This is a genomic window from Secundilactobacillus folii (genome assembly GCF_009720675.1).
Classification (GTDB): Bacteria; Bacillota; Bacilli; order Lactobacillales; family Lactobacillaceae; genus Secundilactobacillus; species Secundilactobacillus folii.
This window is the reverse complement of sequence record NZ_WNJO01000017.1, coordinates 1-15,559: the sequence shown is the minus strand read 5'-3', so window position 1 is coordinate 15,559 and position 15,559 is coordinate 1. Positions and strand designations below refer to the sequence as shown.

Genomic DNA, 15,559 nt, shown 5'->3' with positions numbered 1-15,559 from the left:
CGTGCCGAAACGTGTTCGGAAAGGCCGAGACCTGCATGTAACTGACTCTGGCCCAAAACCCAGACCCGGGATTTTTGCGCTTCTTGGCTTCCGTGCCGAAACGTGTTCGGTAAGGCCGAGAGTTGCATCTAACTCAATTCGGACACAAAGCCAAGCTCGGGATTTTCGCGCTTCTTGGCCTCCGTGCCGAAACGTGTTCGGAAAGGCCGAGAGTTGCATCTAACTCAATTCGGACATAAAGCCAAACCCGGGCTTTCTGCCCAAATTGAGTTAGACTCCACTCTCAAACCCGCCTTTCCTCACACTCTTTACTTCCAATACGCATACTGCAACTGTCCCGCTGCTCCCGACATCGTATCCCACTTCAGACCGCCCACATCACTATTTACCAAATGGGCCTGCGCCGTCTGGAACGTTGGTGCTACCGCCGCAATACTCATCAGCCGCTTATCCGCCTGCTTCTCAAATTCAAACCGCTGCGTCGCCGTATACTTTCCCGTGTCATTTACCTTGGCCATCAACGCGTCATACTGCGGATCCTTTGTCTTCGCAAAATTAATTGAGTTTTGGCTCTGCATGCCATCCAAATAATTCTGCGCATCCGGATAGTCTGGGCCCCAGCCAACCGTCGTAATATCAAAGTCCGTCGTGAAATCACGCGAAACATGAGTTGCATGCGGTACCGAAATAATGTTGACCGTTACCCCCTTCAAATTCTTCTGCACTGTCCCCTGTACATATTCAGCAATCTTCTTTTCAGTATCCGTATCATCAACCAAGAAGTCGAGGCTGACCTTATCTTTACCAATTTCTTTTTGTGCCTTAGCCCAATACTGCTTTGCTTTGGCAACGTCAGTCGGTGCTAGATCCCCAACCTCATCAATAAAGTCCTTGCCATTCGTTGGGTCCTTAGCATAATCCTTTGGCACGATATTAGTCGATGGTGAAGAGCCATCCTGCAAAACATCCTTAGCCAACGCCTGACGATCGATCACCATACTGATTGCTTTACGGAAGTTTTCATTGGCCGTCACTTTATGCTTGGAGTTGAAGTAAATGTAGTTGTTGCGGCCGTTTTTAGTCACAACCTCTTCCTTATTATTGGCATTGGCTTTCACATACTGACCAGTGATGCTAGTCAGCTGCACCGTGCCATCCTTAAACAAATTTTGCGCGGTGTTATCATCCTTCACGACTTGGACGTCAATGTTTTTGATCTTAACGTCCTTAGCGTCCCAGTAGTACGGGTTCTTAACGTAGTGCCAGGCTTCATTCGACCCGCTCCAGCCAGTAATTTTGTAGGCCCCATTAGCCATCGTGGTTGCTGAACTGGAACCGTATCGACTGCCATATTTCTTAACCGCGGCCGTGTTCAGTGGTTGGTAACTGACAAATTCATAATTCATGTACGGCACTGGTCGGGAAAGCTTGATAGTAAACGTCCGGTTGTTGACCGCGTGCACGCCCAGTTTGCTCTTATCCATCTTGCCGCTGTTGACGGCCGTGAAGTTTTGAATGTACTGGGTGTCCGTGGTGGCCTGAGACTTGGTCGCTGGATCCGCATTCCGCTGCAGTGACGTGACAAAATCTTGCGAGGTGACCGGCTTTCCATTTTGCCACTTAGCATCTTTTTTGATCGTAAACGTGTATTTTGTCCCATTTTCAGTTGGTTTCACAATTTTTTCAACCACGCCGGGTATGATTTTATTATCAGCGTTACGGCGGTAAATACCTTCACTGATTTGGTCAATAACTGCTGCCCCGTTAGTTTCAATCGACTTATTGGGATCAATGGTCATGGGTTCCCCTGGAATAGTTACTTTTAACGTCTTATCAGCACTGTTTCCTGCACCGCCAACAACGGTGGATGCACAGCCGCCTAATAAGGCACTCATCATCCCCATTGCAATGCTTACGATGATGATCATTCCTTTATGTGTGCTCATAAACTATTCCTCCTCATATATGTGTATTAATATCGATGAGCGGTCCGCTACCGCTCCTTTCTGGCCAAGAAAAAAGCGCCCCTTCAGAAAGAATAACCTTTCTAAAAGGACGCTTAAGCGCGGTACCACCTTCATTGTTGTGCAAGAAACACAACCACTCACGTACGGCCGGTCGACGCGGCATAACGTTGGCGCTATATTGGGCGCACCCTAACTGCTCTTAACAAGCAGTCTTGCTCCGATTTAACTTTAAAATGCAAGATGTTACGCCATCACAGTCCCTGACGCTCTCTGGAAACTTCTTACATTCGACTCCTTAAATCTTCTTAGCAATTTCTCATCGATATTTAATATAGCTCACTATAACTACTTTCCAAAAGCCTGTCAACACTTTTTAAAAATCTTTTTGAGATTAGGCAGTCTAAATGCATGTGCTAAGATCAACGATTGACGCTTTTAATCTTGGCGAAACAGTAGGTTATAATGGATATAGCACACTTAAGAAAGGGGCAGATATTTTGCAGGGAGACTACGGCACGTACATTAAATTTGGGTGGTTATTAACTTGCCTCTTTCTCATCTGTTTCGGCCTCAGCTACTGGCGAAACCGAACTTGGTTACGAAACGGAATCTGGTTCAGCCTCTTCTTCTACACCTTTTGGCTCACCGTCGCCATTACCATTATTGGCACAGGCAACAACGCCATCATCTATCCGGTGGGATTTCTATTTTTATTCTTACTTTTCTGTTTGGCACTCGTGTTTGTCTTGCAAGCCATTTTACTGCTTTGGAACGCACGGATCGTCTGGAAACGAGAAAGTCATTCCTTAGCTAACTCCTTGACACTGCTGCTAGGAATCGTTTTAATCCTCCTGCCTTTCATTTCACACTTGATCAACAATTATTTGCCGCCCTTTTGGAGTGATTTAATGATCACTTTTCCTGCTTTATGCATCCTGTATGCCATCTTCTGGTTCTATAACTACCTGACAGTGCTAGTGCTATATCAGTTTTACTGGCCGAGATTAAATCAGGATTTTATCATTGTCTTAGGGGCTGGCTTGATGAATGGCAATCAAGTGACGCCGCTTTTACGGCAGCGTATTGATCGTGGCATCCGCTTCTACCGGCAACAATTAAAAAAGACCGGCCATGCTCCCAAGATGATCTTCTCCGGTGGTCAGGGTGGAGATGAAACCGCAGCTGAGGGTGAGGTCATGCGCCAGTATGCCATTCATCACGGTGTTGCGGTGAATGACGCGCTGGCAGAAACGGCGTCGAAGACCACTTATGAAAACATGGTCTATTCTAAAAAGATTATCGATAATGCTGGAATCACTAACCCTAAAACGATTTTCGTCACCAACAATTACCACACCTTTCGGGCAGCAATGTTCGCTAAGGCGGCCGGTTTGAAAGCTAACGGCATCGGTTCACACACAGCTGGCTTCTTCTTGCCAAACGCTGTGATGCGCGAGTATATTGCCATCGTTTTACGCCAACGTAAATTGCACCTCATCATGGTCGCCCTCATGCTGCTCTTTTCAATTTTCTGGGTCATCATGACCCTTCACTCCGATTGGGTAGCGGCCTGGATTCAAGCGCTGCAGCAATTTTTTGACAATCTGTAAGGTGACCTAATGTGCTAAATCATTGGTAAAATACATTTTAAATGTCATTGAATCAAAACAACTGGAGTTGATCAATCGATTTTTTACGCTTCATAAACGTTCACACTAGTAAGGGATCAAGCAGCCTCGAAGACATTTCGAAGCTGCTTGATCCTTTTTTGTCACTCACCAATTTAAAATATGATCTACTATGGTGCTAGTAAAATCCGCCGACCCGCATCCTGACCGGTTTCAAGTGTCTCATGAGCCCAAGCCGCCTCCGAAAGCGGTCGAGTCATAATTCTGTCATCCAGTAGTAACCCTCGACTAAAGGCACTGTTGAGCACCCGGGCTGATTGCTGCAATTGCGGTAATGTCGCATGGCTGATCACAAAACCGTGAAGTTGCTTTTGCGCGGTATAAAACGCTCGCACGTCAAAGGCAAATTGATTCGTCTTAGGTGCTGCAATCAACGTCACGTCACCACCCTGATTCAGCAGGGCGAAGTTACTTTGCAGTTCAACCTGGCCTGACGTATCAATAATATGATCGACCCCGTTAGGAAATTGCTGATGCAGTTGGTCATTGATATCAACTCGATAGGGCAATGTCATTTGGCTGCCAAGCTGACTTAATCTGCTGAAATCTTTTTCGTTAGACGTTGTGATAACGGTTAAGCCCATAGTCCTTGCAAGCTGGACAAATTTGCTGCCAACATGGCCGGCAGCTCCTTCGATGAGGATCGATTGACCAATTTTGGCCTGCATGATATCCGATAACACGATTGCCGCCGTCGCTGAAGAATGGACAGAAGCAATCAGTTGGGTGCGGTCAACGCCAACTGGCACGTGAAAAAGCCGTTCCGCCGGTATTGCAGCCCGTTCGCTAGCAACTCCTTGTCGACCATCATAGCCCATCGAATTAGCCCAAACGAAGTCTCCCGGCTTGAAGTCTGAGACTGCTGGGCCAACTTCTAAAACCTTGCCAACCATATCCCGGCTGATGACTAAGGGAAAAGTAACGGCGGTTTTAAATCCGCCACTGCGTACGTAAGTATCCACGTGATTAACGGATACCTTTTCCACCTGAACTAGGACCTCATTTTGTTGAATCCGTGGTGCTGGTAGTTCACCGTACTGGATGTGGTCTGGCCCACCAAATTGTTTAATGAATGCGGCTTTCATAACCTCTCAACCCCTTTTCTAATATTATAGCCCAGTGGAAATCATTTTGACCTTTTAGCCTGTCTCAAAAAGCAATGGACTATTTAATAAAATGATTTTACGAAACTAGCTTTTCAATGAACAAGGTTTGTGCCAGAATGGAAGCGGTTAATAAATTATTGATTCGAGGTTATGCATGATGCTATCTGAATGGGAAAAATGTCTAAAGGGTGAACTTTTTGATGCTCACGATAACACTTTTAAAGCGCATAAACAGGCAGCTTACGATTTTTTGAAGGCTTACAACCAAACGGAATATAATCAGGGTGAACAGCGCCACCAGCTATTGCAGCGTTACCTTGGCAGCATTGGTCACACCGCAACGATTGGAACCCCGTTTTTGTGTGACATGGCTGCAAACATCCACATTGGCAACAAGGTTTCCGTCAACATGAACTGCAGCTTCATGGACTCCAACACAATCACCATCGACGATGAAACCATGATTGGTCCGAACGTGCAAATTTATACTGCCACTCATCCGACCACCGTTGCAGAACGCCTTAATCCCAATTGGGAAACCCATCCTGAACAGCATTTTGTGCTGACCAAGGCCTTACCAGTTCACATTGAACACCAGTGCTGGCTTGGTGGCGGGGTCATCGTCTTGCCAGGGGTGACGATTGGTGCTGGATCAGTTATTGGCGCTGGCAGCGTCGTTACCAAGGACATTCCTCCTCACGTGGTCGCCGTGGGTAATCCCTGCCACGTGCTCAAACAGTTGCCGGAACGTGGTTAAATTGATTAAATCAGATACTGCATTTCAATTTAAAAAGGCCCTGGTCAATCAATGACTGATCAGAGCCTTTTAATTCACTGTTGCACGATCTTAACCTTGTAACCATTGCCTCTAAGAATGGTGCTGGCATTATACGGACCTAATCCCTTCCGATACAAAACGTAAATGGTTCGGTCAGCTGGAATTTCATTTAATCGGTTGCGCAGTTCCATTAAAGGAATTTCGAGGTCTGCATGAAGATCACTGCTAGCTGGCTTATCCGCTTCATGAATGTCGAGGAAGAAACCCTGTTTGCGCTCTTCAGGCGTTAAGTTTGCATATAACACTGTCGTCTCGGCCTGATTGAGCTGGTTAATGCCCACATAACCCGCCATATTCAACGGGTCTCGAGGAGCCGAATACGGTGGTGAGTATGGAAGCTCAATCCCCGGCAGATCATGAATCGTCAGCCCGCCGGCAATCGTCGTAGATAGCTCTCCAGCCCGCTTATCCACCCCATTTTCACCCACAAACTGGCCGCCAAGAAGTTTGCCGGTTCCCGGTTGATAAATTAATTTGATATTCAGCCGTTTTGCATTTGGATAGAAGTAGGCGTGGTCGAAGGGGGTAATGAACAAGGTCGCATAATTAGTGATTCCGGCATCGTGCAGCGTTTGTTCCGTGTAACCCACCATACTGGCAGTCAATTTAAACATTTTCACAGCACTGACTCCGGTAAATCCAGGGTAGGTCAACGGGGCACCGTTCAGCATATCTGCTAATAGGTGACCTTGCCGATTGGCCGCACTTGAAAGCATGCTGGCGATCGGCAACCCTGAGATTCGGCTAGTCGTTTCGATCACGTCACCAATGGCATAAATATCAGGTGCCGAAGTTGCTAAGTGTTCATCCACCACAATGTGCCCATCTTCTGACAGGTCAAGACCCGCACTATCTGCTAACTCATTGTTTGGCTGGACACCGGTAACCACCAGTAACATGTCGGTTGGAATGGCCGTGCCGTCTGCTAAATGCACAATGTGACCATTTTCAGTCACTGCACTGACCGTTTCACCCAGCTTTACGTCAACGCCATTATCCATCAAATCATCTAGTAAAAAGTCGGTCATTTCCGAGTCATAGGGCGGCATAACCTGATTTGCCTGATCGATCAGGGTGACCTGCATCCCTGCAGTTTGCAGATTTTCTGTTAGCTCAACTCCGGCCGCTCCCGCACCCAAAATAGTGACTTTTTCCGGCTGCTTAGTCTCCATAAAAGCTTTGATTCGGTCGCCATCAGCCATACTTCGAATCGTAAAAACGTTATGCGCTTCTTCAAGACCCTCAATCGAAGGCAAAACGGGACGGGCACCAGTTGAAAGAACTAATTTGTCATAGGTCTCCTTAGTTTTCTTACCGGTTTTTAGGTCGGTAACCGCCAACATATGCCGACCGGAATCAATGGCCGTGACTTCATGGCGCACTCGAACATCAATATTATTTTTCTGCTTCAAAATTTCTGGCGTGCGTTCAATCAATGAATCACGATTTGTGATCACACCACCCAAATAGTACGGTAGCGCGCAGCTAGCAAAGGAAATAAACGCACCCCGCTCAAACATAATAATTTCATTTTGTTCATTTAGCCGGCGAAAACGAGTGGCAAACGATGGTCCACCAGCCACACCGCCAATGACGACAACTTTCATACTGATCCCGACCTTTCTTTGTAAGCGGTTTCTACAAGCTCAGAATACCGGTTAACCCATTGATACGCAAGCGATTAGTTCTATCAAAAACCTTGACAGCCTTGGTCTATTCCGGTATCTTGAAATTACTAATTCGGAGCGCCTGGATAGGCGAGATAAGATTTCAATCGGACGGCAAAAAAGCCAGACAAGGTTAGCAATAATTCTGTCTGGCTTTTTTGTGGGGAAAGGATGTTTATTTATGGCTTCACATCAGTCTTTTGGGACCAAAAACTTTACCTTGTTATTTGGTGGAAACGCCTTACTCTTCATGGTGTACAACATGCAGGTACCAGTTCTGCCGCTTTATGGGAAGTCTTTGGGGATGGACGCCGCTGAGATTGGCCTCTTCGTTGGAGCACTCATGTTTTCGGCCCTAGTAGTTCGGTTATTTTCCGGGCGATTACTGCTGCATTTTAAAAAGAAAAGTTTGCTGATCACCGGTGTTTTACTGTATCTGCTGGCTTCAATTGCTTATCCCTTTTTCACCCCCTTTTTGGCTCTAATTGCCTTTCGGTTGCTGAACGGAATCGGGCACGGACTTGGGACCACCTACTTTGCCACAGCTGCCGCCGATGAGTTACCTATGAGCCGGTTAGGGACGGGCATGGGCTACTTTGGCGTTAGCAGCATGCTGACCGCTTCACTTGCGCCACTTATTGCGCTGCCAATTGCACAATCAATCTCATTTAACGCCTTTTTTCTGACCTGTATCTTGATCCTGATCGTTGCAATGGTAATGCTGACGTTTATTACGCCTCGCCCACTGTCATCGCACGTCTCCAAGCAGCCCTTATTGGCAGGCATTCAGCGAGATTTCATTCCTCAGTCACTACTCATATTTTGCCTCGGCATTATCATGAGCGGCGTACTATCCTATATTGCGCTATTTGCTGCATCACGTCACATTAACGGCACGGCTTGGTTTTTCTTCGCTGCGGCCATCGTAGGCGTGGCTCTGCGGCCAGTTGTGGGTAACCTATTTGACCAACGAGGACCGTTCTTCGTATTGCTGCCCGCTGTCGCTTGCTTGATCATCAGTCTAACGCTGATCTGGCTGCTATCCACACAATGGCAGCTAATTCTTGCCGGGGTCTTCTTTGGTGCCGCTGACGGTGCCATCTTCCCCACGGTTCAATCGTGGGTTTTGAAGAAGGCTGGAAATACTCGCCGTGAATCGGCCACCGGAACCTTCTTAAACTGCTACGATTTTGGCATGGGTATCGGCGCCTATTTGCTTGGTAAAATCATTGATATTACAAGCTACACCAGTATGTTTGGGATTCTTTTCTGGTTTACCGTCGGATATTTAATATTGACCCTGTACTACGGGCTTCGAAGAGTGTAAACTAATCATTAATAATTTTCTCATTTATTAATTGTTTTCTTAGATATGCTTGGAGGTGGCTAAAATGTTCAGCGAAATTGGACAACTAATTTTCGATAATGAAGCAGTCGCTAAGACGCAGGATTTTACCATGGGACTAGAAATTGAAATGCAGCGGGTGGACGAAACTGGTGAATTAAGTCAGGAACCATATCCAGCCGGTGCGGGGGATGAAAAAACCAATCCATGGATTACAAATGATTTCTTGGAAACGATGTCAGAAGTGGTGACGCCACCTGCCAGCCATGCGCTGGACGCGATGCACTATTTGTTCAGTCTAAATAACGCACTGCGAACGGCGCTGTCTCCCGGCGAACTACTTTGGCCCTTATCAATGCCGCCACGGTTGCCCAAGGATAAGTCAAAAATCCCACTTGCTAAAATGGGGCCTGATAAAGAGGCCTACCTGCACGAATGGGTCAAGCGACACGGTTTTTCAGCCGGAACACCATGTGGCGCCCACATTAATTTGAGTATTGACAATCACGTATTTGAAATGGTTTATGAACAAATGAAGGATCTTTTTCCCGATCGCGTAGATCTCGAGAACTATCTATACACGATCATCGCCCAAGGATTCATCCGTTATCGCTGGCTGATCACTTACCTCTTCGGTGCCAGTCCAATTGCGGAAAAGGGTTATTTTGAAAATGGTCAGGGACCAAAGCATCCCGTTCGCAGCATTCGTCAAAGTACATATGGTTTTGGCACTAAGTTTAAGGGCGATTACACTAGCGTTCAACGCTACGTAGACCGCATTGAGAAGGGTGCCAAGGAAGGCACGTTGATTTCAGACTATGAATTCCATGGTGCCGTTCGTTTTAAGGGTAATTCAAACTTGAAAGATTTACCAAAGACTGGTATTCAGTATTTGGAACTGCGCATGCTGGACTTAGATCCAAGTAGTTCTGTAGGTGTCCGTACCGGCACGCTGCGCTTTTTGAGATTAATGGCAAGCTACTTCATCATGACGCCGGCACTGCACCCTGAAGAGGTTCAAAAAGTCATCGCTCGCGCCGACGAAATGAACGAACTCGTCTCGGTTGAAGAACCTAACACCCCCACTCAGTTTCAGGCGAAGGCCCGCGCAATGATGCGCCGGTTGGAGATGTACGCCAACCAGATTCAGCTCGGTCCGGAATATCAAGAGGAACTGGAAGATTTAGAGGACCGCATCGAAAATCCGACCACTACCCCCAGCGCACGCCTAATGACCCATGCCGAAGATGGCTCTTTAGAAGGGTACGCACTAAAACGGGCTAAACGTTATCAAAATTCAGCCCTACAAAGTATTCGGCCATTCAAGGGGTTTGACCAAAAGCGACAACTGTCCGCTGATGATTTGAAAACCGAACTGTTTAAGGGCAGTTGGGATCCACAGTAAGTCTAATGATCAAAAAAGGAGCAGTACCACCGTTAAATGCAGTGGTACTGCTCCTTTTCTCAGTTAAATTCTAAATCAATTTCTACCGAATAATAGTTTTTTCATTAGCTTTTAGGCTATAAGTTTTACCATTAAATTCTACACTACCACCATCTCTAGTTGCTGTAACTGTCAACTTAGTAGCATCCTTATCGATAGTGACTGTACCGTTTTTAATTGGTAAAACTGAATGCAACGTCTTAAATTCATCAAGTTTTGGGGTGAGTTTAAATGTTGCATACCCAGGTTGGGTTGGCCGTAAACCAATAAAGTGACGTCCCAATAAATAAATTGGACTGGCTCCCCAAGCATGACACAGGCTTTTACCATATGGATCTCCGTACATTGCGTACATGTCTTTTCCATGTTGTTTGGGATCAAATTCCTCCCAGAATGTCACCGCTCCTCGATCTAGCATACCTCCCCAATAATTTAAGAGTACCTGATACACACGTTTTTGCTCACCTAATTTACACAGAGCATCCTGTTCAAAGAACTTAAAATAAGGTGTCGTGATTTGAGTTATATGATCATTCAGTAATACATTTTTAAGAATAGACTTCTGCTTATCTGCATCAACGATATCAAACAAGATGGCAAAGATATTGGCATGACGTGTAACATGTCGCTTTCCTGACTCATACGAATCAATGAATGCACTCTTTTCGTCATCCCAAAAATACTTCATCAAATTATCGTATAATTGATTGTATTTTTCTTGATACTCGGACATATCTTTACCTAAAACTTTACCACAAGTCAGCATAGTTTTATAATCTTCCAATAACAATATTTGTTCAGCCGATACTGTGCCTTCTTTATCAATTTCTGACCAATCAACAAAAATCCAATCGTTTTTGCGACCATAAATGAAACCCTTGTCATTTGTTTGCTGAATAAAATAACGAACCATACTTTCCATTTTAGGGAAAATCATTTTTAGAAATGATTTATCACCTGTCATTTGGTAATGATTTAAGATACCGATGACCCAAAGAAGCGAATAATCAACGATAGTATTCATATGTTGCTTAATGTCATATTGCCCACGTAAAGCCAGCAGAGTACGCTTATCAATATCTTCGTTAAAGAAAGAATATTGATTGATAAAGTTAGCTTGATATGCATCCCCAGCCCAAATCCAGCGATCACGCTTAATTCCATCTATGAAGAACACATTACTACATAAGTTAAGTGTTTCCGTAGATACATTCCAAATCCTATTGATCAAAGAATTATCGGATTTAAATGATGATGGATTTAATTTTGGTACAAACTCATGAATAGCCGTTAAATCAACCTCACCATCAGTTACATTGGGTACGAAAACATAACGGAAGGCTCGCTTACGAATTTGCGAGTTAGCACTAACATTCTCTTGCTTGTAATAACAATATTCCACGTCTCTAGCTTCTGTTTCTGATTCACCATAGCAGAGCGTAATTGTTTTGGGACCAGCTAAGGTTACAATTAAAGTTCCATCTACCGCACGACCAAAATCGAACAATATTCCATTGTCAACTGATTTATGTGAAGCCACAGGAACAGTTTTAGTCTCATATTCAATGACGTTTGGATCCTGATCAGGACGTGTATATAAAGGATCATGACCAGAAAGTGCTGAAGTCACAAAATTTGACGCTAACCAACCCTCATCAGATTTCACTATATTTCCTTCAATGTAGATAGCCGGCAATCCAGAGACATTACCAACATGAATCTCAATATCATTTTTACCAGTTTCGCAATTTATAACTTCATCGAAACGATATTTATGTTCGTTAACTGCAACATAACCCGTGCCAATTGCATGAACGATGAACTGGGTTGGTTGACCAAGTTGATAAGTTCGGGTAAATTTAACGTTACGATTACAATCATCAATGTACCAATATGCTGGCCACCCCATCCCGCGTTCTTCCCGTTTGAAATTTTGTAACATCCCTTGGTGAATTTCAAAATCTCCTGGGTACCACAACCAAACTGCTGTACTTTCCGACATACTTCAACTTCCTTTCAAGTGAAACCAATATCTAACTGCTTGTTATTCCGATTCAACTTGCTCGTTTTCCAAATCTGTTGCCTTAAATTTATCTCTGTGTTGCACAATAATAATTGCACAGAGACCTGAAACTAATGTGCACCCTGCCATAATCCAGAGCAGCATTTTTGGAGAATATCCCATAAGTGTCGGTGTAATTAAGGAAAATAGTGCTGTAAGCGCTCTCACAACACCATATGAGAAACCAGTTAATGAGGCCCGGGCATCTACTGGATAAAATGACTGTGTCCAAATTTTATAGAGTGCTTCACCCCATAGAGTATTTGTAGCTGAGTAACAGATATAGGCAAGGGTAAATGCTTGCCAATAACTACTGAAAATACCAGCGGTTAAAAAAGCAATTAACCCAACTAACAAGCCACCATACATGACTGGATATCGCCACTTTGTATCCGAAACTTTAAAGTAGAAAAAGTTAGAAATCAAACAAGCAATATTGGCTATTAAGGCAATAACTGTCGAATAAGCTTGGCTACGGTTATCTACGGTTACAAGAAAATAATTAACAAATGATCCCCAAGTATTTGCTGGTAAATTCCAAAAAAGATAAAAAATTGTCAACAACACAATTGAAATTAAGATATTGCGATGCTTCAATAAATCATTGACATGGTACTTCTTTGGCTTAGATACCGAGTGAGTCTCATTTTGAACCTCAACTGCTAAAGTTGTTTCAATTGTCCGGAATTTTTTTGAGAAAACTCGTACACACCAGTTAATTAATGCAACTAATCCAATCCAACCAAAAAGCGCCGCTGGACTGCCCATTCCACGTGTAGCAGTTAAAAAACCTATAAACTGTGATAATAAAATACCCACAGTCCAAAACATTTGTGTGGAAGATATTGCTCGTCCGTAAACTTCCTTTGTCATACGCTCCGAAATCACGGCCAACGAGGTCGGTAAGTCTGCACCTGAAGCTAAGCCTGCAATAATGACACCAATTAACAGAATTGTAACATTACTTGAAATTGCAATGATAAATGAGCCAACCGCAACGAAGAAAATATCAGCATTGAAAACGGTAACTCGCCCAAACTTATCAGATAACCAGCCACCAATAAATGAACCAATCGCAACTGCAACAGTTAATAGTGTACTAATTAATCCGACCATCCAGCTATTCAATGTTAGATACTTTGTCCAAATTGGCAAAGCAACTCCCAAACTTACTAATAAAGCGGCATCCATGTAGGAAGCTAAACCAGCGACAAATATCAGCATCACATCATCTTTACTTAGACTAACCCTTTTGTCATTCATAACTTTTTCCTTTCTTAAGAAAGATACTTGTCTATGAGATAAACAGGTGTACAACTCCAAGCGTGACAATAGCTATTTAATATAGAGCTGCCATACGGCGAATAATCAGGCTTATCTGGATCAAATGCTTCCCAAAATGTATCAGCACCAAGATCAATCATCTTACCCCAATAGTCTTTCATCAATTGGACAGCTTCATCTTTTAAGCCCGCTTCAAATAAGGCTTGAGTTACATGATGATACATGTACGGTGTAGCAATACCTTTAATTGGGAACAACTGTTTAACTGTCTGGGTCATCAACTGCTGTGTATCATGATCATTTTTAACGTGTGCTAGGGTCATCCATACTTGACTGGCAACATTGACCTCACGTTTCTTACCGGAAACGAAGAATCCCGACTTGGTATCAAAAAGCTGCTTATTAGCGAACTCAGTTAACTTTGTCAGTTTAGACGTGTACTTATTAGTGTCAGCATCATGCTTCTGATTTGCTAATTCGATAAACTGCTTGAGCGTATAAATTAACACTGCTTGACCCGCAGTAGCCTTATTGAAATCGTTAGACCAGTCAATGAACACCGGATAATCATCATTTAACTGTAACTCACCTTCAGAATTTACCTGCTTTAAAGCAACATCCATTTGTCTTTTTGCAACATTATATAGATCATCCAACACTTCTCGGTCAGGATTAAATTCTTCATAATCCGACAGAATCGATATAAAGAATAAACCGTAATCGAATAAGAAAGTATCGTCCGGCTGCTCCTTGGGTTGCGTGAATACATTGGCAGGAATGCGACCGTCTTCTGTCGGCATAGCTCCAAATAAATAAAGGCAGCGCTTGACGATATCAATATTCTTGAAAGTTGAATAATCGGCTAACGCTTGCAGTCTTAAGTCTCCAATCCATAAACGGCGATCACGCTTAGGACCATCTTCGAAGACGGTTTGCATACAGTCAGCTAACGTTTTCAATCCAACTTGGTAAATTCTTTTCAATTTAGGATCCGCAAGTTCTGGTGCTTTAATCGTATTCTCCTGAACTGCACTTTCAGTTTCAACAGTTGGTGCATCGAAAACTGCTTGCCATTTTGGTGAAGTATCGAGAACCGTTAGTTCAACAAAACGAAAACTGTAACGACGAGGTAATTTAAGGGTAACTGGCAAAGTATCCAAATGGACATATTCTTCTTGAATCCATGACTTGCTTAACCAGCCGTCATAATCTGCACTATCTTGAGCGAGTTCTGCAGGCATCTCCGCAAACTTCAATTTTAAGAATAAAGGTGCATCCATAGGTGAGCCAACAGAATCAATGTTAATACTAAACTTGCCCACTCTGTGATTACCAAAATCTAAAATTACCTGATCACTACGCTTTAAATGCTGTTTTGGCAATTCATGAATGTCAGCTATCTTTTTGACACCAACGCCCTCCAACAATGTTGTATCTTTTTTCAGTTCAACGATCGACCTAGCAGTCATTTTTTGATCATAAATTTTTGGACGATAGTTGGCGGCTTTATTCAGCAATGATTGATCATGTTTAAACCGAACGTCATCGTTAATCTGAAATGTAAATCCCATAACAATTTCTCCTTTAATTCGTAATTTCCTTAAAAGTCATTGACTCCATGCTTCTTCTCTAATCTCATCATGATTACTCCGGCAACAAAACTGATGAAAACAATCCCAGCGAAGCCAAACATTGTGTTTCGAATTGCTGATGGAACAACCAAAGCAGGTGTAATAATAGCAAACAAGCCACAGCAAAATCGTGAGAAGCCATTGATAAATCCTTGAACAGATGCACGTACCTCAACTGGAAAGGCTTCTTGCGTCCATACTTTATACATTGCTTCACCAGCGATATTATTCCCGATATTATAGGCACCAATTGCAATTACAATTGGCCACAAAGCATGACTGCTGATTGCCAAACCAAGCATTGCTAAGAATTGAACGGTAATTCCAACTAAGAAGAATTTGTTCCGATATTTTCCACCAGCCACTGACGCAAATGCCATTGTAGCCAACAGTGAAATAAAGTTTAAAACAATGCCAGCTCCAGTAGCAAAGCTTTGACTTGCATGAGCCTGAACTAAAGTAAAAGTCTGAAATTGACCAAAAGTATTAGCTAATAAATTCCAGCAAACATAAAAAATCAAAATACT

At 43.6% G+C, this 15,559-nt stretch carries 11 protein-coding genes; 4 read left to right on the top strand and 7 right to left on the bottom strand.

The genetic code is table 11. The features are described 5' to 3' along the window. Positions 1 to 308: 308 nt before the first annotated feature. Entirely contained in the window at positions 309 to 1,946 is a 1,638-nt protein-coding gene (locus GM612_RS10865) for a peptide ABC transporter substrate-binding protein (protein ID WP_155432377.1), read from the bottom strand. Positions 1,947 to 2,464: 518 nt separating this feature from the next. Between GM612_RS10865 and GM612_RS10860 the strand changes: the two genes are divergently transcribed. Then, positions 2,465 to 3,577: a YdcF family protein gene (locus GM612_RS10860; RefSeq protein WP_246147732.1), complete on the top strand. Its 1,113-nt coding sequence runs from the start codon at positions 2,465 to 2,467 to the stop codon at positions 3,575 to 3,577. Positions 3,578 to 3,765: 188 nt separating this feature from the next. Here the strand turns inward: GM612_RS10860 and GM612_RS10855 are convergent, their stop codons facing one another. Then, a complete protein-coding gene (locus tag GM612_RS10855; RefSeq protein ID WP_155432375.1) occupies positions 3,766 to 4,740 on the bottom strand; it encodes an alcohol dehydrogenase catalytic domain-containing protein in 975 nt (324 codons plus the stop codon). 175 nt (positions 4,741 to 4,915) lie between these two features. Here GM612_RS10855 and GM612_RS10850 point away from each other — a divergent pair, with 175 nt between their 5' ends. Beyond that, the gene (locus GM612_RS10850; protein WP_246147731.1) at positions 4,916 to 5,518 is read left to right on the top strand and encodes a sugar O-acetyltransferase; all 603 of its coding nucleotides are present in this window, start codon (positions 4,916 to 4,918) and stop codon (positions 5,516 to 5,518) included. Between the two features lie 74 nt (positions 5,519 to 5,592). Here GM612_RS10850 and GM612_RS10845 read toward each other — a convergent pair whose 3' ends face one another. Further along, complete coding sequence (locus GM612_RS10845) at positions 5,593 to 7,206, bottom strand: FAD-dependent oxidoreductase (protein WP_155432374.1); 1,614 nt, start codon at positions 7,204 to 7,206, stop codon at positions 5,593 to 5,595. A gap of 241 nt (positions 7,207 to 7,447) precedes the next feature. Between GM612_RS10845 and GM612_RS10840 the strand changes: the two genes are divergently transcribed. Next, positions 7,448 to 8,593: an MFS transporter gene (locus tag GM612_RS10840; RefSeq protein WP_155432373.1), complete on the top strand. Its 1,146-nt coding sequence runs from the start codon at positions 7,448 to 7,450 to the stop codon at positions 8,591 to 8,593. Between the two features lie 64 nt (positions 8,594 to 8,657). Next, entirely contained in the window at positions 8,658 to 10,016 is a 1,359-nt protein-coding gene (locus GM612_RS10835; protein WP_155432372.1) for a glutamate--cysteine ligase, read from the top strand. 82 nt (positions 10,017 to 10,098) lie between these two features. On the opposite strand, the gene GM612_RS10830 is transcribed toward GM612_RS10835, so the two are convergent. The 4 genes from GM612_RS10830 to GM612_RS10815 all read right to left on the bottom strand — a co-directional run. Then, a complete protein-coding gene (locus GM612_RS10830) occupies positions 10,099 to 12,057 on the bottom strand; it encodes an alpha-L-rhamnosidase-related protein (protein ID WP_155432371.1) in 1,959 nt (652 codons plus the stop codon). Between the two features lie 42 nt (positions 12,058 to 12,099). Further along, positions 12,100 to 13,380, bottom strand: a complete 1,281-nt coding sequence (locus GM612_RS10825; protein ID WP_155432370.1) for an MFS transporter — start codon at positions 13,378 to 13,380, stop codon at positions 12,100 to 12,102. 14 nt (positions 13,381 to 13,394) lie between these two features. Continuing rightward, the gene (locus GM612_RS10820; RefSeq protein WP_155432369.1) at positions 13,395 to 14,972 is read right to left on the bottom strand and encodes an alpha-L-rhamnosidase-related protein; all 1,578 of its coding nucleotides are present in this window, start codon (positions 14,970 to 14,972) and stop codon (positions 13,395 to 13,397) included. A gap of 29 nt (positions 14,973 to 15,001) precedes the next feature. Beyond that, a partial coding sequence (locus GM612_RS10815; protein WP_484592875.1) for an MFS transporter occupies positions 15,002 to 15,559 on the bottom strand: 558 nt, incomplete at its 5' end.

Bases quoted from the DNA above. Each gene is read 5' to 3' on its own strand.
- GM612_RS10850 (WP_246147731.1), top strand. From the start codon at position 4,916: ATGATGCTATCTGAATGGGAAAAATGTCTAAAGGGTGAACTTTTTGAT.
- GM612_RS10840 (WP_155432373.1), top strand. From the start codon at position 7,448: ATGGCTTCACATCAGTCTTTTGGGACCAAAAACTTTACCTTGTTATTT.
- GM612_RS10855 (WP_155432375.1), bottom strand. From the start codon at position 4,740: ATGAAAGCCGCATTCATTAAACAATTTGGTGGGCCAGACCACATCCAG.
- GM612_RS10845 (WP_155432374.1), bottom strand. From the start codon at position 7,206: ATGAAAGTTGTCGTCATTGGCGGTGTGGCTGGTGGACCATCGTTTGCC.
- GM612_RS10830 (WP_155432371.1), bottom strand. From the start codon at position 12,057: ATGTCGGAAAGTACAGCAGTTTGGTTGTGGTACCCAGGAGATTTTGAA.
- GM612_RS10820 (WP_155432369.1), bottom strand. From the start codon at position 14,972: ATGGGATTTACATTTCAGATTAACGATGACGTTCGGTTTAAACATGAT.
- GM612_RS10835 (WP_155432372.1), top strand. From the start codon at position 8,658: ATGTTCAGCGAAATTGGACAACTAATTTTCGATAATGAAGCAGTCGCT.
- GM612_RS10825 (WP_155432370.1), bottom strand. From the start codon at position 13,380: ATGAATGACAAAAGGGTTAGTCTAAGTAAAGATGATGTGATGCTGATA.
- GM612_RS10865 (WP_155432377.1), bottom strand. From the start codon at position 1,946: ATGAGCACACATAAAGGAATGATCATCATCGTAAGCATTGCAATGGGG.